Here is an 18,279-nt window from a genome sequence, read left to right on the forward strand (position 1 = left end):
GAGCGGGTGGATCAGTCGTCGGTGAAGCCGCCGACCTGACTGGCGGCGGCGGACTGGTCACTGGTGGAACTGCCGGCCGGGGTGCTCAGGCCGCCGGTGGTGGCGTCCCCGGTGGTGGTCGGGGCGACCGTGCCGGGGTGCCGTTCGGGCTGCCGGGCGATGCGCCGCACGCTCGCCGGTCCGGCGGTGCCGCCGGTGGTGGTGACCGCTCCCTGGCCCCGGGTCGGGCCGCCGTCGCGCAGCACCTCCGGGTCGATCGGTACGTCCGCCGGGTCCCCCGGATCTTCCCGCTGGAGCTGCTGCTGCACGTCGCTCGGGGGCGAGTTGATCTCGTTCAGGGCGTCCTCGCCGTAGGTCCCGGCGAGGAGCCGCTCCTCGGTCCGGCGGGCGGAGTCGCGCATGCTGTCGGACACCTGGATCACCTCACAGACTTGTCGGTGATCCGTTGCCTGCCCGGGGGCGTCCCGGCTAAACGCCGGGGTCGGGGACGGGATCGGATCGGATGACCGGCGTTACTGCCCCGTCGGCACCGGGTAGCCAGGCGGTGCCCCGCCGAGTACCGCCCCGTGACCGGATCGCGGAGTGGGGGTGTGGGTGCAAGGACTCATCGCATCCTGAGGAGGACAAGATGAGCACGCAGGCTGCAAGCACCAGGCCGATGAACCGTCCGGCGCAGGACATGCAGAACCGGACGGGACAGGACATGCCCAACCGCGCGGTCGCGGAGGCACCGACCCGTCCGATGGCGGCCATGCACGACGGTCGGCGCGAGGCGATGCAGGCACCGGGCACGGAGACGAAGAACGCCTTCCGCACCACCGAGTTCTGGGTCTACGTCGCCGCCGTGATCGGCGTCCTGGCCGCCTCACAGCTGGTCGGCCGGAACTCGACCGGCGTGGACATCTTCCGGGCCGACAACGCCTGGTTCATGATCACGCTGCTGACCATCGGTTACCTGGGTAGCCGTGGTCTGGCCAAGGCCGGTAGCGCCTTCCGCAGCGGCGCGGAGCGCACCGCCCGGCACTGACCGGCGCGGACGGTACGCACGGTCCACGGACCGGCGTCACCGCGACGGTGGCCCCCCGGGGATTCCCCGGGGGGCCACCGTCGTCGTACGGTTCGCCACGGACGTCGTCCGACCCGCGGGTCACTCCTCGAAGTCGCCCCCGTCGTCGCCCTCGAAGGCGTCGTCGAGCATCTCGCCGGCGATCATGCCGCCGGCCACGCCGAGGGCCGCGCCGGCCACCACGCCGCCCATGCCCACCCCCCGGCCGTGACCGTGCCCGGGGCCGTAGCCGTGACCGTGCCCCTGAGGGGCGAAGCCGTGCGGACGCATGCTGCCGTACCGGTTGACGGTCTCCTGGAGCCACCCGTCGACCACCTGGGTCCAGTCGACCCGGTCGGCGTCCGCGTGGGAGACCGTGTAGCGGCCGAAGGTGTCCTGTCCGGGGGTGAAGAGCCCGCCGCGTTTGTCGCACTCCAGGATCACGTCGACGCCCTGCTGGTTGGTCACGAAGGTCAGCTCGACCTGGCTGATGGCCTGCGCGTACTGCGGCGCGGCGAAGTACTCGATCTCCTGGTAGAAGGGGAGCGTCTGCTGCACGCCGTAGATGTGCCCCCGCTCCAGGTCCGCGTTCTTGAACCGGAACCCGAGCCGCTGGAACGCCTCCAGGATCCGCTCGTGCACCGGCAGCGGGTGCACGGAGACCTGGTCCAGGTCGCTCTTGTCGACCGCGCGGGCGATCGCCACCTCGGTGCGCAGCCCCATGGTCATCCCGTGCAGGCGCTGGCCGTACACGTCGGTGATCGGGGTCTCCCACGGCACGGGCAGCTGGAAGGGGATCGACAACTGCTGCTTCGGGGCGAGCTGGAGCGGGCCGCTGACCCCCATCCGGTGAAACTCCATGACGCCCGCGTACTCGCCGTCACCGGTCTCGACCTCGACCCGGGTGACCAGCCCGACGGCGATCTGCTCGATGTTCGCCGGGGCGTCCCCGCCGACCAGGTTGACCTGGCCGTCCAGGAACAGGCCGGGGCGGGTGTTCGGGTTGGCGAGGACGGTGTCCACAGTCGGCCCGCCTACGCCGAACGCGCTCAACATCTTCTTGAAGACCATGTCGCAAACTCCCGGGAAACCGCACCGGCTCTCCACATGGAGCCGGATGCCACTTCCCGCACCCTAACCGCCCCCTCTGGGAACTACCTGGGAGGACACTTCCGGTCACACCGGACCCGCCGGCCCGGCCGGTGGGGTCGTGAGCAGCCCCCGCAGCCAGGCCCGGGTCCAGGCCGCGATGGTGAACGAGTCGGTGACGACCCCGTCCCGGATCAGCTCGCCCACCTTCTCCGGCGGGTACGTCCGGACGGCCCGGATGCCCTCCAGGGTGTCCAGCTGGCCGACCTGCGCTATCTCCACGAGGTAGAGGTGGACCTGATCGGTGGCGGTGCCGGTGTCCGGGTGCAGCAGCCCGAGGTCGACCACCCGCGTGGGTACCGTCCCCAGTTCCTCCCACAGTTCCCGGGCAGCCTGCTCCAACGGCGGCACGCCGGCCTCACCGAACCCGCGCGGGGCTTCCAGCTGCCAGCTCCGGATGGCGTGCCGGAAGTGCTCGACCAGCACCACCGAGCCGTCGAGCACCGGCAGCAGCACCACCCCGTCCGCGTCGCTGCCCGGCATCGATCGGATGTACGTCCCCAGTGACCCGTCGGAGAAGCGGACCGGGTCACGGACCAGGGTCACGTACTCGTCCCGGTACGCCACGCCGACCCGGCTCCACTCCGTCGGCAGGCCCCGCTTCCGGAGCGCCTCGGCCTTGGCCCGCTCCGCCGCTCCCACCTCGTCGGGTTCGTGGAGGATGTGCACCACGGCGTCCGGCGGGTTCGCGAAGTGACGGGGCTGCCGCTCACGCAGCTCGACGTACTGCTCCCAGCTACTGGTCACCGTCTTCTCCCTGTGCTCGGTCGATGTTCGGCTCGTCGTCGCGTGCCGCGTCCCCGTCGGTGACCGGGAAGCCCAGCTCCTGGAGCCGGCGGACGAGTTCCCGCCAATCCTCCCCGGCCCGTTGCAGACGCACCCGCATCACGTCGATGCCGGTGCTCAGTTCCCGGGCGGCGCGTCGCTCGTCCCGGCCGACCACGGCGAAGCGGAGCACGGCGGTGGCGGCCCGCGCGACCACCTCCGTCGGCACCTCCCCGACCAGTTCGAGCCTCGGATGTCCGTCGAAGACGACCGAGAGGACCGCGCCGGACACCTCGACGGTGACCCGGATCGCCGGATCCCAGACGTTCATCCGGTCCTGTCGGCGCTCGCCCACCAGGTCGGCCAGCCGCCCGGCGAGTGCGACGTACCGGTCGTACAACCGCTGGGACCGGTCGACGAAGTCGAGCGGCTCGTCGAGCAGCGCCTGGAGTGCGGTGACGTAGTCGCGCCACTCGTCGGTCTGCCGGGCCTGCCGCACGTGGTGCAACTCCAGCCCGGTCAGATCGAGCCGCAGCGGAAGCTGGGCCAGGTCGAAGACCTGTGGCCGGAGCGCGCGGACCACCTCCAGCAGGTCGTCGAGCCCGTGCTCCGACACCGCCGGCCGGCGGTACTCCTGCATCGCGGTACGGCGGAGCGAATCCGCCGGGGTCAACGCGTACCCGTCGACGGCGTCCGGGAGAGTGGTGTTGTACCGCAGGTCGACGAGTTGCTTGAGTTCGGCGACCAGCGGATCGGCGCGGAAGATCCCCTCCGCCGGGTTGGTGCCCGGCTCCACCAGGAACTCCTGGTAGAAGCCATTCCGGGTGACCTGTTCGACGTCGGCCGCCCAGTCGTTGATCGCCCGCAACCGGCGCTTGAGCACCGGCCGGTCCTCGTCGCGCAGGCCCAGGTCCCGCTCCAGTTGGGGCAGATCGAAGGTGACCATGTGGACCAGGAACCGACGGAACTCGGCGTACATGCAGCGCTGGGTGAGTTCCTCGTTCTCCTCGTCGTCCCACGACAGCCGCAGACAGCGGACGGAGTCCACCTCGTCGAGGACCCGCAGCCAGGCCGGCCAGCCGGCCGAGTCGACGCCGAACTGCGGTTCGTCGCTGGGATTGCGCTCCCGCAGCAGGAAGGGCACGATCACGCCCTCGTCCAGCAGGGCCCGGAACGCCTCCCGCTGCGGACCGGCGGAGACGAAGTCCCGGTGGACGACCGGGTTGTTGAAGAAGTACGCGCGATTGACGACCACCTGCTCCGCGTTCAGGATCGACCGGAGGTACTCGGCACGCGCGTCGCGTTCGCGTTGCCGCTCCACGTCGCGGTACGACCGCCGTCGCCTGATGATCTCGGTGAGCAGGTCCTGCGTGATCCACTGGTTGTCCAGGCACTGGGCGACGACCGCGACCCGCGCGAGGTCCCGATTGTCGATCTGGGCCCGGCGTACGCCGCTGAAGAGATCCGACATGTCACTCCCATGTGGATAGTGATTCCCCCACAAGGATGATGGCGCGTCCGTGCCAGTGGACGACACGGCGCCGGCCGGCTGGAGGCCGACCGGCGCCGTGGATGTTCTCCCGACCGGGATCGCCCGCTTCGGGCAGAGGGTCAGGTCAGGCGACGGTGCAGGTGGGCGTCGGCGCGGTGTGGCCGCCCGACGTCGAGCCGATGAAGCCGAAGGTGGTGCTGGCCCCGGCCCCGAGGTTGCCGTTGTAGGCGACGTTCCTGGCGGTGACGGACGAGCCGCTGCTGGTCACCGTGGCGTTCCAGGACTGGGTGATGCTCTGGCCGCTGGCGTAGGTCCAGGTCACCGTCCAGCCCCGGATGGCGGTGGCGCCGGCGGTCACCCGGACCTCACCCTGGAAGCCGCCCTGCCACGAGCCGACCACCGAGTACGTCGCGGTGCAGCCGCCCGGCGGCGGCGGGGTGGTGGGCGGAGGAGTCGTGGGCGGCGGGGTGGTCGGCGGCGGAGTCGTGGGCGGCGGCGTGGTCGGCGGCGGGGTGCCGCCGAAGACGGTCGCCTCCCGGGAGGTCTGCTTGATGCCGTTGACGCCGTTGAAGATCCGCTGACCCCAGCTGCTCAGGTTGGCCGGGTCGAAGTTGACGGCCATGTCGAGGTACTCGACGCCACCACCGTTACCGCTCCACGACCAGCCCAGGTAGCCGATGCCGTTGGCCTGGCTGTAGGAGAGGATGGCGTCCTCGTCCGGGTCGCCGTCGGAGTGGTTGTGGCCGAACTCGCCGACCACGATGGGCAGCCCGGCGGTCCGGAACCGACCCAGGTAGTCGCTGATCTTCGCCGCGGTGTTGAACACGCCGTACATGTGGATGGAGAAGACGGTGTTCTTCGCCGGGTCGGCGGCGAAGACCGAGGCGGCGTTGTCCCGCATGGTGTACGTCCAGTCCTGGCCCCAGTTCGGGCCGTCCACCATGATGGTGTGCGCGAACCCGGCGGTGCGCAGCCGCTTGATCGCGTTGGCGGTGTCGGTCGCCCAGCCGCTGTAGTTCTGGTTGCCGTAGGGCTCGTTGCCGATGTTGACGATGACGTACTTCTCCTGGCCGGTCAGGGCCGACTGGACGCTGATCCAGTAGTCGACCGCCTGGGCCAGGGTGGCCGCGCCGCTCTGCTCGCCGTAGCCGGTGGTGTCGTGCACCTCCAGCACACAGATCAGGCGGTTCTGCTTGCAGAGCGAGATGACGTTGGCGACGTCGGCGGTGTCGTTCTTCGCCCAGCGCTGGCCGCTGGCGAGCACCACCCGGACGCTGTTCGCGCCGAGTGCCTTGATGTTGGCGAACGAGCTGGTCTGCTGGGCGTACCAGGTGTGGGCGTGGTTGACGCCGCGCATGACGAATTCGGCACCGTTGGCGTCATACAGCTTGCCGTTGGCGACGGTGAACCCGGTGGCGGCGTGCGCCGGCTGCCCACCGAACGCCACCAGACCCACGACGAACGCGAGCAGGGTGGCGGCGACGACGGAGAGTCGTGTCTTCATGACCTTCCTCAGGGATGACCCCCGGCCCGACGGGGGTGGAGGGTGTGACGAGGGGCGGCTGCAGCCCGACAGCCGCGCCCGACTCCACGGCGCGGGATCAGCGTAGGCCGATGCGTCCCCGGAGGCAACCTGAACCGGTTAAGAAAACCGCCCATCCGGGGCCGATCCGGTCCTGAACAGCGGAGGGTTGAGCAGCGGGGCCGGGGGTAACCCGGATGGCAGCGGTGCGGCGAGAGGAGCGTGTGATGGTCAATGTCGGCTACACCCTGATGTGCGAGCAGACCGGTCCCAAGCAACTGGTGGACCACGCGGTGCGGGCGGAGGCGGCCGGCTTCGACCAGCTCGTCATCTCCGACCACTACTACCCGTGGCTCGACTCGCAGGGCCACTCGCCGTACGCCTGGTCGGTGCTGGGCGCGGTCGCGCACGCCACCAGCCGGGCCGAGCTGATGTCCTTCGTGACCTGCCCGATCCGGCGCTACCACCCGGCGGTGGTGGCGCAGAAGGCCAGCACCGTCGGCGTCCTCTCCGACGGGCGGTTCACCCTCGGCCTCGGGGCCGGGGAGAACCTCAACGAGCACGTGGTGGGCGGCTGGCCGCACGTGCAGCAGCGGCACGAGATGTTCGAGGAGGCGTTGCAGATCATCCGTCCGCTGCTCAACGGCGAGACGCTGACCTTCTCCGGCAACCACTACGACGTGCCGGACGCCTACGTGTGGGACCGGCCCGAGCGGCCGGTACCGATGGCGATCGCCGCCTCCGGCCGGCAGTCGGCGACGCTGGCCGCCGAGTACGGCAACGGCATCGTCGCCACCGAGCCGGACCGGCACATCATCCAGATGTACGACGACGCCGGTGGCGCGGGCCAGCCCCGCTACGGGCAGGTGGCGATCTGCTACGGCCCCGACGAGGCCGAGTGCCGCAAGATCGTGCACGACCAGTTCCGCTGGTTCGGTCTGGGCTGGAAGGTCAACGCCGAACTGCCGGGCCCGGAATCGTTCGAGTCGGCCAGCCAGTACGTCCGGGAGGAGGACGTCGCCGAGGGCATCTCCTGCGGCCCGGATGTCGACCGGCACGTCGAGGCGTTCAAGAGGTTCGTCGACGCCGGTTTCAGCCACGTGGCCATCGTGCAGGTGGGCGGGGAGAGCCAGCCGATGTTCCTGGACTGGGCGCGCGAGGAGCTGCTGCCCCGCCTGCGCGCCCTGTGAGCGTCCCGGCGATCCCGGCGCCGAGGGGCGTCGGGCGGACCCGGCCCACCGGTCGGGCGCCGGAGCGGTTCGGGTGGGCACACCTGCGGCTCGCGCTGGCCGCGCCCCGCCCGGCCGCCGGACTGGTCAGCGAGTGGCGGCTGGTGGACGGGATCCGCACCCACTGCCGGCGCTCCGCCGGCCCGGACCACGGCAACCTGCCGGTACTGCTGGTGCACGGCCTCGCCGTCTCGCACCGGTACCTCACCCCGCTCGCCGTCGCCCTCGCCGCCACCCACCCGGTCTACGTCCCGGACCTGCCCGGCTTCGGGTTGAGCGGCCCGCCCGCACGGCCGTACGACGCGGCCCGGCACGCGGCCCACCTGGCCGACTGGCTGACGGCGTACGGCCTGGGGCCGGTCTGCGTGCTCGGGCACTCGTTCGGCGCGGAGGTGGCCGCCGCGCTCGCCGCCCGGCATCCGGGAACGGTGCGGGCGCTGGTGCTGGCCGGACCGACCAGCGACCCGGCCGCCCGGTCCCGGTGGGGCCAGGTCCGGCGGTTCCTGGTGGACACCACCCGGGAGGCGAAGCTCCAGGCTCCGGTCCTGCTCCGCGACGTCCGCGACGCCGGACCACACCGGGTGTACGCCACCCTGACGCATTCCGTGCGCAACCCGGTGGAGACGGACCTGCCCCGGATCACCGCGCCCACCCTGGTGCTCACCGGCGCGCGGGACCCGATCGCGCCGCCCCGCTGGCGGGAGGTCGTCGCCCGGCTGGTCCCCACGGCGACCCTGGTGACCGTGCCCGGGGCCGCGCACAACGTCGCCACCACGGCACCGGCGCGGGTGGCCGACGCGGTCCGCGCCTTCCTCACCCGAACCGACCTCCCCGACGGACAGGTGGACACCCATGCGCATCGGTAACACGGAGATCCAGCCGCTCGGCGGCGGCCTGGGCTGCCTGCTGATGATCCTCTTCTCGGTCCTCGCCTCGATCGTGCTGACCGTCCTGGTGAACACGGTGCTCTGAGCGTCCAACCCTCCCCTCAAGCAGGGATGGTTTTCGATATTTACGCCGAGTAATGTGAGCCGCACCCACGGGTGTGGCGACGGGTGCGACACCGACCTCACGGCACACCGCAGCCGGATGCGGAGGTCGGAGATGCAGGATGAACAGCACCGTCGTCGGTCGGTGAGCCGTCGGGACGTGATGCGGGGCGCGGCCGTGCTCGGCGGCGCCGCCGCGACAGTCGGGCTGGTCGCACCGGGTGCCGCGACGGCGGCCCCCGACCCCGCACCGGTGAAGCCGACCCGGGCCGGGGTGGCCGGGCTCGACGACTGGCTGGGCTCCCTGGTGCAGGTGGCGAGCGTGGCGGCGAACGTCCTGCCGATGCTGGTGCTGGCGCAGCGGGGGCAGACGTCCGACCCGTACCAGACCGGTGGCGTGCAGTTCGAGGTGATCGACATCGACGGCGACCCGGCCCTCTACGCGCACAACGTCTCCGGTGACGACGTGGGACTCTCCTACACGTTGACCCAGTCGGAACCGGCCACGAACACCAGCGTGTACCAGCCGCTGCCGAAAGGCGGCGCGTACAAGTGCGAGACCGACCTCCAGGCCTTCACCGACGGCCAGGTCTTCGTGGCCCCCAACCCGGCCTCCACCGCGTCGACCGGGGGCCTCGCCCGCACGCTGAGCTTCGCGGTGCGCGGTCTGACCATCGGGGCGGTGGTGCAGGTGGTCGGTGGCGTCAAGCTCTCGGTCACCAAGGACCCGGCGACCGGGTCGTTCACCGCGGTCATCGAGGCCACCGGCACCCCGAAGACGCTGCGGGCCCAGGTCGAGGCGACCGGCCCGGACGGCAACGTGGTCCGCGCGGTGTGGGACGCCTCCGGCTCGCAGAGTCGGCCGAACAACGACACCATCAACCTTCCGCTCCCGGCGGGGGTGAACCTCGACCCGGTGGTGCAACTGCTCCAGCTCTACGTGGACCTCGACGCGCCCGGCCTGGACGCGGTCACCGAAGAACGCCGCAGCCGGGTGGTCTACCTCTGATCCTTTCGTCGCCCGGCGGGAGGCGGAGTCACCGCCGGACGACGGACTGCGGGCAGGTCGGGGTCATCGGCGCTGACAACCGGCTGCCCTGTCGGTCCGCAGATCGGGCAGCGCCCGTCGAAGTTCTCGGTGTAAACAAAGGCCAGGCTATCGCCCAACAGCGCGGCCTGCCCGTCAGTCGCGCCGCATCAGCGCGCCAGCCACAGTCGCCCGCGCAAATGCCTCCCACGCTTCCGGCGAAAAGGACAGCACCGGCCCCTGACGGTCCTTGCTGTCGCGTACGCCCACCACGTCGGGCAGGTTGGTCGCCACCTCGACACAGGTGGAACCGCCGTTACCGCTCCGGCTGGACTTCCGCCACACCGCCCCGGTCAGACCCATGACTTCGCCGCCTTCTGGATCAGCTCCCGGGAAGCCCTGCGCGGCAGCGCCTCCCCACGCATGGCCTCCCACTTGCGCTGAAGAGTATCAACGTCTTCCGATCCGTCGGTGATGTGCGCTCGGAGTTGGTTGTCGAGATGCACGACTTCACTGCCATCCGGCGTCTTGGCGAGGATGAACGGCCCGGCGAGGCCAGCGTGAGCACCTGCTCCGAACGGCATCACGTGCAGATGAACATGCGGCCACTCGGAAACCTGCGCCAAGTAGTCGAACTGTTCGACCATGAGCGCCGGCTCACCGACGGCGCGGTGCAGCACCGCCTCATCCAATAGGGCCACGAACTGCGGCGGCGTGTCGGCCGAAAGGATCGTTTGCCGCGACAGGCGAGACGTGACCCGTTGCTCGATCTCGGACTGGCGGAGCAGCCCGCCCCACGCCAGGACCGCGCGGGCGTACGCCTCGGTCTGGAGTAGGCCGGGGACGAGGGACGGCTCGAACCAGCGGATCAGAGTGGCCTCCTTCTCCACGCTGATCCACTCGCGCAGCCAGGGTGGCGCGGCGTCGGCGCGGACCAGGGTGAGCAGCCGCTCGAACAGGCCACCGGCCCGCAGCTCCGCGTCCACCCGGGCGATGAAGTCCTGCGACGGCGTACGGTGCCCGATCTCCACCATCCCCACCAACGAGGGCGAGTAGTTGATCTGCTGGGCCAGGTCCTCCCGGCTGAGCCCGGCCTCCTTGCGCGCCCGCCGCAGCTCTGCACCGAGGAACTCCAGGGTCGACAGTCGACCGTTCGTCATCACACCTCCACCACCACTGCCCCACCTGCCGTCACCGCCGCGACACACGAGGTCGACCGGAGAGCACGCCCGCCGTTGGGACACCGCGCCCCCTTCGGAACGTAGCCGATCCACCGCAGAGTGTGAACAGGCGGTGCTGTCCGCCGACGGCGGAAAGTGAGAGTGTCCGTGACGTCCCAGATCCTGTCGGTCCTGTTCGGCGGGCTGATGCCGGGGTTCCTGCTCGGCCTGCTCGCCTTCCGGCTCAAGTCCCGCTGGTGTCCGCGCTGCGGCGAGTACACCGAGCCCGTCCACCCGACGGACCGCCGATGAAGGCGCCTCGCCAGCCCGACCGCCGGGAACTGCCGATCGGCCGGCGCGTCGCCCAGCTACGCGCTCGCCGGGGCATGAGCCAGCAGGTCTTCGCCGACCGGATCGGCCGCTCGAAGAGCTGGGTCGACAAGGTCGAACGCGGCGTCCGTACCCTCGACCGGCTCCCCATGATCGAAACCGTCGCCGCCGCCCTCGGCGTCACCCCCGGCGTCCTCCTCGGCCGCAGGACCCAACAGGCACGGACCACCGACGCCACCACCGCCATCGAACACGTCCGCGAAGCCCTCGCCAGCCACCACACCCCCACCAGCCACGTCGGACCGCCGGTCGCGGACGTCGACCACCAGATCGGATACGCCCACACCGCGTATCGCCACGGCCACCACCACCAGGTGCTGCGCATGCTGCCCGGTCTGCTCGCCGCCGCCCGCCACACCCACCACCCGGCCAGCGACCCGACGACCGCCCTCCACCTCGTACGCGTCTACCGGCTCACCGCCCAGACGCTGGTCAAGCTCGGTGAGCCGTACCTCGCCTGGCTCGCCACCGACCGGGCGATGGTCACCGCCGCCGGTGACCCCCGCCGTACCGCCCTCGCCGCCGTTCCGCTGGCCCAGGCACTTCGCGCGCTCCACCGCAGCCGACTGGCGCTGACCGCTGCCACCGCCGCCGTGCGCCCGCTCGACCTGGCCCCGCACCGCGAACTCCCGCCCGACGATCTCGCCCTGGCCGGGACGCTGCTCACCGAAGCCGCCCTCGCCGCCGCCACCTGCGGCAACCCTGCCGCCGTGGACGACCTCACCGACCGCGCCGCCCACCTCGCCGCCACCCACACCGCACACCAGCAGCACGATCACAGCTTCGGGCCGATCGTGGTCGAGCTGGCCCGCGCCCTGGCCGCCGCCCACCTGGGGGACAACCACCTCGCCGTCACCCTCCACCACCACGCCACCAGCGGCGACGCCTGGCACCGGCTGCCCGCCGAACACCGCGCCGCCCACCTCATCGACATCACCCGAGCCCACCTCGACCTCGGCGACCACCACGCCGCCGGCCGCGCCCTGCTCACCGCGCACCGGATCGCCCCCGCCGAAGTACGTCTCCGACCCGCCGCCCACACCGCGCTCACCGCCGTACTCCGCGCCGGCCCCACCCCCGCCGACGTCACCCGCCTCGCCACCACCATCGGCCTGACCGGGTCACCTGACGGGCCGGCGACGCGGGAATGAGGGCTCCTTCCAGTCAGGAAGGGGCCCTCGCGGGTGCGTCCGGTCAGGGCGGCGTGAGGTCGAGGTCCACGACCACCGGGTAGTGGTCGGAGGCGTACTCCGTCTCGCCGCCCCGCACCACCCGGCAGTCGCGGGCCAGCGCGGCCAGCGCGGGCGTCCCGAACAGGTAGTCCAGGCGCATCCCGGAGAACTCCGCGCCTCCGCCGTACCGGGTCGGGGCGGTTTCCGGCTCCCCCGTGCCGGCGCGGGTGAACAGGTCGACCAGTCCGGCCCGGTGCAGTCGGGCGACCGCCCGGGTCTCCACCGTCCGGCCGTCGGAGCGCAGGTGGCGCCGGCGGTACGCGGCGGGCAGCCGGGCGATCCGCGCGGTGTGGTCGACGCCCGGTTCGAGGGTGTTCAGGTCCCCGGCGAGCAGCGCCGACTCCCCCGGTGCCCGGCGCAGCGCGGTGGCCAGCCAGCCCGCCTCCAGCAGTCGTCGCCACCCGCAGTACGGGTCCAGGTGGGCGCTGAGCACGGTGAGCGGCCCGACGGCGGTGGCCAGGGTGACCCGTGCGGCGGCGTGGTGGAACGGTCGGCGCACCGGGCCGGCGGAGAGCACCCGCCAGGGCGGGCGGACCAGCACCGCCACCGGCTGACCGAACCAGCTCCGGGCCAGGTACGCCCGCATCCCCACCGCCTCGCCGAAGCGCTCCGCCACATTCCGCGCGTCGAAGCCGCGTAACTCCTGGAGGGCCAGCACGTCCGGCCACTGGTCGGTGACGACCCGGACCAACCGGTCGCGACGGTCCGGGCCGGTACGGTCCCGGCCGCCGGTCCGGACGTTCCAGGTCATCACCCGCAGCACGACGGCGGCTCAGTCGACCCGGCCGGCCTTGACCAGCTCGTCGTCGAGGGTGTCCACGTCCTCCGACTCGATCGCCGGCCGGTTGCCCTCGTAGACGTCGGCGTTGGGGCGGATCACCCAGTAGAGGAGCCCCACCCAGCAGGCGGTGAGCAGCATCGCGCCCATGAAGTCGGTCGGGTGGTGCATGCCCCGGTACATCCGGGAGATCGCCACCCCGAGCGGCATGACCACGGCGAGCCCGACGAACACCCAGCGCCACCAGCGGTCGGTGCGCGGGAACACGACGACCGCGATGGCCACCCAGACGCAGAGGGTCGCGGCGATGTGCCCGGACGGGAAGGACGAGGTGGGCATCGGCCCGTCCAGGTTCTCGATCGGCGGGCGCGGCCGGTCCACCGCCGCCGCGCTGGCCAGGAAGAGGGTCAGCTCACCGACCATGGTCAGCGCCACGAAGAGCACCGGCCGCCAGCGCCGCCAGACGGCCAGCACCAGCGGGCAGAAGACCAGCGAGATCAACAGGATGGCGTGCGTGTCGCCGACCTTGCTCCACCAGTAGCTGAGGTCGTCCCGACCCGGGTTGCGCTGCGCGTCGAACCACTCCGGCACGGCGGTGTCCAGGGTGGCGAAGAAGGTGCCGCCGGCGTGGTAGCTGACGAAGGTGCCGAACCCGTAGAGCACGCCGAGCACCAGCACCCAGCCGATGATCAGCTCGGCCACGCCGGCCCGGGGGTGCGGCAGCAGCCGCTTCTCGTCGGGCGCGGGGGCGACGTCGTGCGCGGCCTCCGGTTCCAAGCCCTCCTCCAGCGGTACGGCGGGACGGCCGCGCTCCAACCGCCACAGCCGGAAGGCGTACGCGGTGACCGCGAGCCAGACCGCGCCGAGCAGCCAGGCCCCGAGCACGTCGGAGACGAAGTGGACGCCGAGCGCGATCCGGGTGAGGCCGATCAGCACCACCACCAGGGCGGTGAGCGCGATGGCGGGCTTGCGCCACCGGCGCGACATGGCGGGCAGGAAGACCAGCAGCAGCGCCCCGTACGCGACCATCGAGCCGAGGGCGTGCCCACTGGGGAAGCTCTCCCCGGAGTAGGTGCCGATGGGCACCTCGACCTCGGGCCGCAGCCGGCCGACCAGGGCCTTGAGCGTCGGGTCGAGGATGAGCGCCCCGGCCCCGGTGACCAGGAGGTAGACGGCGAGCCGCCCCTGCCGGCGGATCAGCAGGCCGACCACGGCGACCGACACCAGCCAGAGGATCACCGCCAGCCCACCGAGGTCGGTGACCGCGTTTAGCACGGTGACCAGCGGGCCGTGCGGTGCGACCTGCTCGTTGAGCCAGGCGGCGATGCCGTGGTCGACGTCGTAGAGGGGGGTCCACCGGCTGCGGACTCCGACGAGCAGCACCCCGAAGGCGACCCCGGCACCGAGCACCAGCGCCAGTCCGGCGAGGCTCCGTTCGGTGAAGTGTCCCAGGGGTCGACGCAGAACATCTCTGACCGCAGTCACGCCCAGCCTCCCTTTTCGCCTCTGGCGAGCCGAAGTACCCGGACGACCTGTTCGGTACACGCGGTCAGGGCGGGCAGGGGTCAGAGCGCGGTCATCTCCCCGGTGTCGTGGATCTGCTCCCGGTGGTTCTCCGGCTCCCAGAGGTCCGGCTGGGCGGGCTCCTGCACGCCGAGGCGCAACGCCTCCAACTGGGCGGCGAAGGACAGCCCACCGAAGAGCGCCATGCCGGTGAGGTTGGCCCAGAGCAGCAGCGCCATCATCCCGGTCAGCGGGCCGTACGTCTGCCCGAAGTTGTCGCCGAAGGCGACGTACGCGGCGAGCAGCAGGCTGGCCAGCCACCAGAGCACGGTGGCGATGGCCGCCCCGAAGAACAGCCAGGACAGGCCGGGCTGTTTACGGCGCGGGGCGTGCCGGAACAGCACGGAGACGGCGAGGATGGTCAGCCCGAGGCTGAGCGGCCAGCGCAGCACGCTCCACACGTCGTGCACGGCGTCGCCCCAGGCGTAGTGCCGGCGTACCGAGTCACCGATCGCGCCGCCGCCGACGAGGATGAGGAAGCCGATCAGCGCCGGCAGGCCGGCGGCGACGGCGAGCACGGCGGCCCGCAGGTACTTCCAGATGGCCGGGCGGTCCCGCTCGACGCCGTAGATCCGGTTCGCGCCCCGTTCGATCTGGGCCATGGTGGAGGTCAGCGCGACCAGGCCGGTCAACAGGCCCAGGGTCAGTGCCAGCTCGCCGACCCGCTCGGTGCGTTCCCGGTCGCTGAGCAGTTCCTTGACCATGTCGTCGCTCGCGCCGGGGCTGAGCGCCAGCACGGTGTCCGCGACGACCTCACCGCCCTCCTCCACGCCGAGTTCGCTGATCAGGCCGGTCAGCGCGATCATGAACGGCACCACGGCGAGGCAGAGTTGCAGGGCGAAGGCGCGGGAGTGGCTGAAGCCGTCGCCGTAGCGGAACCGGACGAAGGCGTCCCGCAGCAGGGACCAGCCGCCCTTGCGGCGCAGGGTGTGCCAGGCGTCGTCGGCGGAGAGTTCCTCGTCCGGCATGCACCGGGTCTCGGGGACGATCCGGGTACTACTCACCGCGTGCCTCCTCGACTCGGCGTTCACCCCGCTCCGCCACCGCGTCGGCGTCATCGGCGAGGTCGGGTGCCTGCGCCGGGCGCGGTACGCAGAGCCACAGCGCCCCGGGGCGGATCTGCACCAGCAGCGACCGGCCGGGCTCGATGAGGTCGCCGTCGAGTTCCCGGGGCTGTGCCCGGTTGCTGGTGATCTCGACGCGGCGGCCCCGGAGGACCTCCATCCGGGGCACCCGGCCGCGTCGGCGGATCACCGCCCACCCGAGTTCCAGCCAGTGCCGCAGGGTGTTGGGGGTGAGCACGGCCACGTCGAAGTAGCCGTCGTCCGGCTCCGCCTCGGTCAGCAGGGTCACCCCGCCCTGGAGCCGTCCCACGTTGGCGACCAGCACCGACCGGGCGCGGCGGCGCAGCGGGGGGCGGTCGTCGATGCGGATGCGGACCTTCATCGGCCGGTCCCGCAGGTGGCGGACGGCGCCCACCACGTACGCCGGCCAGCCGATGCGCGCCTTGGTGGTCTCGGAGGTGTCGGCGAGCATCTGGGCGTCGAAGCCCATGCCGGCCATCACCACGAAGTGGTGTTCGTCGACGGCGCCCACGTCGAGACGGCGGCGACCCTGCTCGACGGCGACCTCCAGCCCGGCGGCGAGGTCGTTGGAGAGACCGAGGTTCGCCGCGAGCAGGTTGCCCGTGCCCTGTGGCAGCACGGCCAGCGCCACGTCGGTGCCGACCAGCCCGCTCACGCAGGACATCACCGTGCCGTCGCCACCGCAGGCGAAGACGACGTCCACGCCGGCGGCGACGGCCTTCTCGGTCTGGCCGCGACCCGGGTCCTCGACGGTGGTCTCGTACCAGAGCGGCTCGGGCCAGCCCGCGGCGGTCAGCGTCTCGTCGACGACGCGCCGCAGTTCGTCGAGATCGTCGACCTTGACCGGGTTGACCACCACGGCGGAGCGCAACCCGCGTCGTCCGCCCTCTCCAGCATCCACGGCGCCAGTGTGCAGCAATGTGACGGCGGCAGCGACCCGACCGGGTCCATCGTCGAGCACACCACAAAAAGGTTTCGGCGGGCCTCGGGTGGTCCGGGGACGCGACGCCTGCGGTACCGGGGCGTCACCGGGGTGGACGGCACCCGGACCACGCCGCCGTCCGGGGCGCGCATCACCGTGTCGGCGAAATCGGGGTGTCGGTGACAGGAAAGAGCCCGATATCGCCAAAACGGCGGGAGCACCGGGCGCGGGGTGACCACCGGTTGACCAACACAGATAATTCCGGCAACGCCGGTTGGTCGGACATCGGACGGAAATGTCGGGGATCGGTGATCGACATTGCGCCGGATGGGCCACGGGGATAACCTGTTGCCCTATTCGCATGCCGAAGCGTGAGCATCGGCGAATCTCGGCGGGAGAAAACGTGTTGAAACGCGCCGCGGCAATATTTGCCGCATTTGTCATGGCCATTACGGGAATGTGGCTGACGGCCGCGCCGGCACACGCTTTCGACGTGATCTGCCCGATCGAGGGCTGCAGCGGCGAGGGCGGCGGCGGAGGTGGCGGCGGTGACCCGATCACGTACACGCTGCAGGGCGTCATCCAGAACGAGGGGTACGAGTACGAGTCCAACGGGCCCGGCAAACGGGTGAAGATCCGTGGATACTCGCGATTCGCCGATCCGAGCAATGATCGGGTCGACGCCGACTACATCAACGTGCGGTGTTACGCCTACGACCCACTCGGCGGCAACACGACCAAGTACGACTCCGAGAACGGCGGTGCGCTCGTCGACGTGAAATTCGAGTCGAACCCCGTCTACGGCGTCGGGGGCTACCGCCGGATCACGGTCACCTGCACCCACTACGCGGAAATGAACGGCGTCCAGTACAACACGACCAGCAACGCCGTGATCGACATTCCCTGAGCGAACAGGAACCGGTCCGGCGGTGGCAGCCCCGAGCTGCCACCGCCGGGCCGCCTCAGGCCGCCTCAGGCGACCGCCGGACCGCCTCAGGCCACCGCCCGGACCGCCGCCTCGACCCGGCGACGCAGGTCGGACAGGTCGACGCCGGCCTCGTGGAGGACCTGCGCGGCCGTCCCGTCGCCCTCCCGTAGCAGGCCGAGCAGGATGTGCTCGGTGCCGACGTGCCGGTGGCGCAGGTGCAGCGCCTCCCGCAGGGAGAGTTCGAGCACCTTCTTGGCGCGGGGGGTGAACGGGCCGGCGGCGTGCCGCCGCCACCAGCCCCGGCGGGGCGGCGACACCGGCCGGCGCAGCGCCCCCGGCCCGAACGACTCGTCGATCCGGGCCTCGATGGTGGCGAGGTCGATGCCGATCTGACGTAACGCGGCGGCGTCGGCCTCACCGAGGACGGCGCCCTGGTGGACGTGCCGGGCGACCCGGGCGCGCAGGTCGTCGGCGGGGACGCCGGCCGTCGCGAGCACCCGGGTCGCCAGCGCGTCGGGGTCGGCGAGGAGGGCCAGGAGCAGGTGCCGGCTGCCCACCCGGTCGGGGCCGGCCTCGTCCCGGGCCCGCCGGACCACCTCGCGGGCCCGGTTGGTGAACCGTTCGAACATCACGCCTCCCAGGAGTGCTCGACCGCCGGACGCCCGGCGTGCTTCTTGTGGACCGCCTGCCGACTCACCTCGAGCGCGTCGGCGATCTCCTGCCAGGACCAGCCCGCCCGTCGGGCGTTGTCCACCTGGACCACCTCCAACCGCTCCAGCAGCCGGCGCAGGGCGAGCACGGCCCGCAGCCCGACCCGGGGGTCGGCGCTGCCGGCCGCGGCCGCGAGTTCCGTTGCGTGACTCATGTCGTCAATCTACGTTGACACCACCCGATTGTCAACCTCGGTTGACAGCTCTGGTGCGGCCGGGCGGTGATCCGTACCATCGAGGCGCGTCAGCGGCATCCCGGCACGGATGCCGCCTGCGGAGCGGGACCACCCCCA

20 protein-coding genes are annotated in these 18,279 nt (G+C 71.6%); 7 read left to right on the top strand and 13 right to left on the bottom strand.

The window, feature by feature from the left end; genetic code table 11:
- Nucleotides 1-11: 11 nt before the first annotated feature.
- On the bottom strand, nt 12-419 hold the full coding sequence (locus AB0F58_RS13135) for a hypothetical protein (protein ID WP_357142436.1): 408 nt from the start codon (nt 417-419) through the stop codon (nt 12-14).
- 209 nt (nt 420-628) lie between these two features.
- On the opposite strand from AB0F58_RS13135, the gene AB0F58_RS13140 reads away from it, so the two are divergent.
- Nucleotides 629-1,027, top strand: a complete 399-nt coding sequence (locus AB0F58_RS13140) for a hypothetical protein (RefSeq protein WP_357142289.1) — start codon at nt 629-631, stop codon at nt 1,025-1,027.
- Between the two features lie 120 nt (nt 1,028-1,147).
- On the opposite strand, the gene AB0F58_RS13145 is transcribed toward AB0F58_RS13140, so the two are convergent.
- The 4 genes from AB0F58_RS13145 to AB0F58_RS13160 form a co-directional block, all read right to left on the bottom strand.
- Nucleotides 1,148-2,116: a sporulation protein gene (locus tag AB0F58_RS13145; RefSeq protein ID WP_357142291.1), complete on the bottom strand. Its 969-nt coding sequence runs from the start codon at nt 2,114-2,116 to the stop codon at nt 1,148-1,150.
- Nucleotides 2,117-2,221: 105 nt separating this feature from the next.
- The gene (locus AB0F58_RS13150; RefSeq protein ID WP_357142293.1) at nt 2,222-2,941 is read right to left on the bottom strand and encodes an NUDIX hydrolase; all 720 of its coding nucleotides are present in this window, start codon (nt 2,939-2,941) and stop codon (nt 2,222-2,224) included.
- The gene (locus tag AB0F58_RS13155; RefSeq protein ID WP_357142295.1) at nt 2,931-4,430 is read right to left on the bottom strand and encodes a hypothetical protein; all 1,500 of its coding nucleotides are present in this window, start codon (nt 4,428-4,430) and stop codon (nt 2,931-2,933) included. The genes AB0F58_RS13150 and AB0F58_RS13155 overlap by 11 nt, the downstream gene beginning before the upstream one ends.
- A gap of 145 nt (nt 4,431-4,575) precedes the next feature.
- Nucleotides 4,576-5,955: a cellulase family glycosylhydrolase gene (locus tag AB0F58_RS13160; protein ID WP_357142297.1), complete on the bottom strand. Its 1,380-nt coding sequence runs from the start codon at nt 5,953-5,955 to the stop codon at nt 4,576-4,578.
- Nucleotides 5,956-6,200: 245 nt separating this feature from the next.
- On the opposite strand from AB0F58_RS13160, the gene AB0F58_RS13165 reads away from it, so the two are divergent.
- The 3 genes from AB0F58_RS13165 to AB0F58_RS13175 all read left to right on the top strand — a co-directional run bounded on the left by AB0F58_RS13165 (nt 6,201) and on the right by AB0F58_RS13175 (nt 9,200).
- Nucleotides 6,201-7,163 carry a TIGR03557 family F420-dependent LLM class oxidoreductase gene (locus AB0F58_RS13165; RefSeq protein ID WP_357142299.1) on the top strand — a complete coding sequence of 321 codons (963 nt, stop codon included), beginning with the start codon at nt 6,201-6,203 and terminating at the stop codon, nt 7,161-7,163.
- A complete protein-coding gene (locus AB0F58_RS13170) occupies nt 7,160-8,068 on the top strand; it encodes an alpha/beta hydrolase (protein WP_357142301.1) in 909 nt (302 codons plus the stop codon). The genes AB0F58_RS13165 and AB0F58_RS13170 overlap by 4 nt, the downstream gene beginning before the upstream one ends.
- Nucleotides 8,069-8,306: 238 nt before the next feature.
- Nucleotides 8,307-9,200, top strand: coding sequence for a hypothetical protein (locus tag AB0F58_RS13175; RefSeq protein ID WP_357142303.1), 894 nt, complete (start codon nt 8,307-8,309; stop codon nt 9,198-9,200).
- Between the two features lie 174 nt (nt 9,201-9,374).
- Here AB0F58_RS13175 and AB0F58_RS13180 read toward each other — a convergent pair whose 3' ends face one another.
- Both AB0F58_RS13180 and AB0F58_RS13185 read right to left on the bottom strand, forming a co-directional pair.
- Nucleotides 9,375-9,581: a DUF397 domain-containing protein gene (locus AB0F58_RS13180; RefSeq protein WP_357142304.1), complete on the bottom strand. Its 207-nt coding sequence runs from the start codon at nt 9,579-9,581 to the stop codon at nt 9,375-9,377.
- Nucleotides 9,572-10,378 carry a helix-turn-helix transcriptional regulator gene (locus AB0F58_RS13185; RefSeq protein WP_357142306.1) on the bottom strand — a complete coding sequence of 269 codons (807 nt, stop codon included), beginning with the start codon at nt 10,376-10,378 and terminating at the stop codon, nt 9,572-9,574. Before AB0F58_RS13185 ends, AB0F58_RS13180 begins: the two co-directional genes overlap by 10 nt.
- A 168-nt stretch (nt 10,379-10,546) precedes the next feature.
- Between AB0F58_RS13185 and AB0F58_RS13190 the strand changes: the two genes are divergently transcribed.
- On the top strand, nt 10,547-10,690 hold the full coding sequence (locus AB0F58_RS13190) for a hypothetical protein (protein WP_357142308.1): 144 nt from the start codon (nt 10,547-10,549) through the stop codon (nt 10,688-10,690).
- Nucleotides 10,687-11,919, top strand: coding sequence for a helix-turn-helix domain-containing protein (locus tag AB0F58_RS13195; protein ID WP_357142310.1), 1,233 nt, complete (start codon nt 10,687-10,689; stop codon nt 11,917-11,919). The genes AB0F58_RS13190 and AB0F58_RS13195 overlap by 4 nt, the downstream gene beginning before the upstream one ends.
- 43 nt (nt 11,920-11,962) lie before the next feature.
- Here the strand turns inward: AB0F58_RS13195 and AB0F58_RS13200 are convergent, their stop codons facing one another.
- The 4 genes from AB0F58_RS13200 to AB0F58_RS13215 all read right to left on the bottom strand — a co-directional run bounded on the left by AB0F58_RS13200 (nt 11,963) and on the right by AB0F58_RS13215 (nt 16,327).
- On the bottom strand, nt 11,963-12,763 hold the full coding sequence (locus tag AB0F58_RS13200; RefSeq protein WP_357142313.1) for an endonuclease/exonuclease/phosphatase family protein: 801 nt from the start codon (nt 12,761-12,763) through the stop codon (nt 11,963-11,965).
- A 9-nt stretch (nt 12,764-12,772) separates the two neighbouring features.
- Nucleotides 12,773-14,263: a phosphatase PAP2 family protein gene (locus tag AB0F58_RS13205; RefSeq protein WP_357142315.1), complete on the bottom strand. Its 1,491-nt coding sequence runs from the start codon at nt 14,261-14,263 to the stop codon at nt 12,773-12,775.
- 80 nt (nt 14,264-14,343) lie between these two features.
- On the bottom strand, nt 14,344-15,345 hold the full coding sequence (locus tag AB0F58_RS13210; protein WP_357142316.1) for a YihY/virulence factor BrkB family protein: 1,002 nt from the start codon (nt 15,343-15,345) through the stop codon (nt 14,344-14,346).
- A complete protein-coding gene (locus AB0F58_RS13215) occupies nt 15,338-16,327 on the bottom strand; it encodes a diacylglycerol kinase family protein (RefSeq protein ID WP_357142317.1) in 990 nt (329 codons plus the stop codon). The genes AB0F58_RS13210 and AB0F58_RS13215 overlap by 8 nt, the downstream gene beginning before the upstream one ends.
- Nucleotides 16,328-16,709: 382 nt before the next feature.
- On the opposite strand from AB0F58_RS13215, the gene AB0F58_RS13220 reads away from it, so the two are divergent.
- Nucleotides 16,710-17,255, top strand: coding sequence for a hypothetical protein (locus AB0F58_RS13220; RefSeq protein ID WP_357142318.1), 546 nt, complete (start codon nt 16,710-16,712; stop codon nt 17,253-17,255).
- An 86-nt stretch (nt 17,256-17,341) separates the two neighbouring features.
- Here AB0F58_RS13220 and AB0F58_RS13225 read toward each other — a convergent pair whose 3' ends face one another.
- Nucleotides 17,342-17,905, bottom strand: coding sequence for a Clp protease N-terminal domain-containing protein (locus tag AB0F58_RS13225; RefSeq protein WP_357142319.1), 564 nt, complete (start codon nt 17,903-17,905; stop codon nt 17,342-17,344).
- Nucleotides 17,905-18,141 carry an HTH domain-containing protein gene (locus AB0F58_RS13230; protein ID WP_357142320.1) on the bottom strand — a complete coding sequence of 79 codons (237 nt, stop codon included), beginning with the start codon at nt 18,139-18,141 and terminating at the stop codon, nt 17,905-17,907. Before AB0F58_RS13230 ends, AB0F58_RS13225 begins: the two co-directional genes overlap by 1 nt.
- Between the last annotated feature and the right edge of the window lie 138 nt (nt 18,142-18,279).

The sequence above is a fragment of the Micromonospora sp. NPDC023956 genome (genome assembly GCF_040639195.1).
Taxonomy (GTDB): Bacteria; Actinomycetota; Actinomycetes; order Mycobacteriales; family Micromonosporaceae; genus Micromonospora.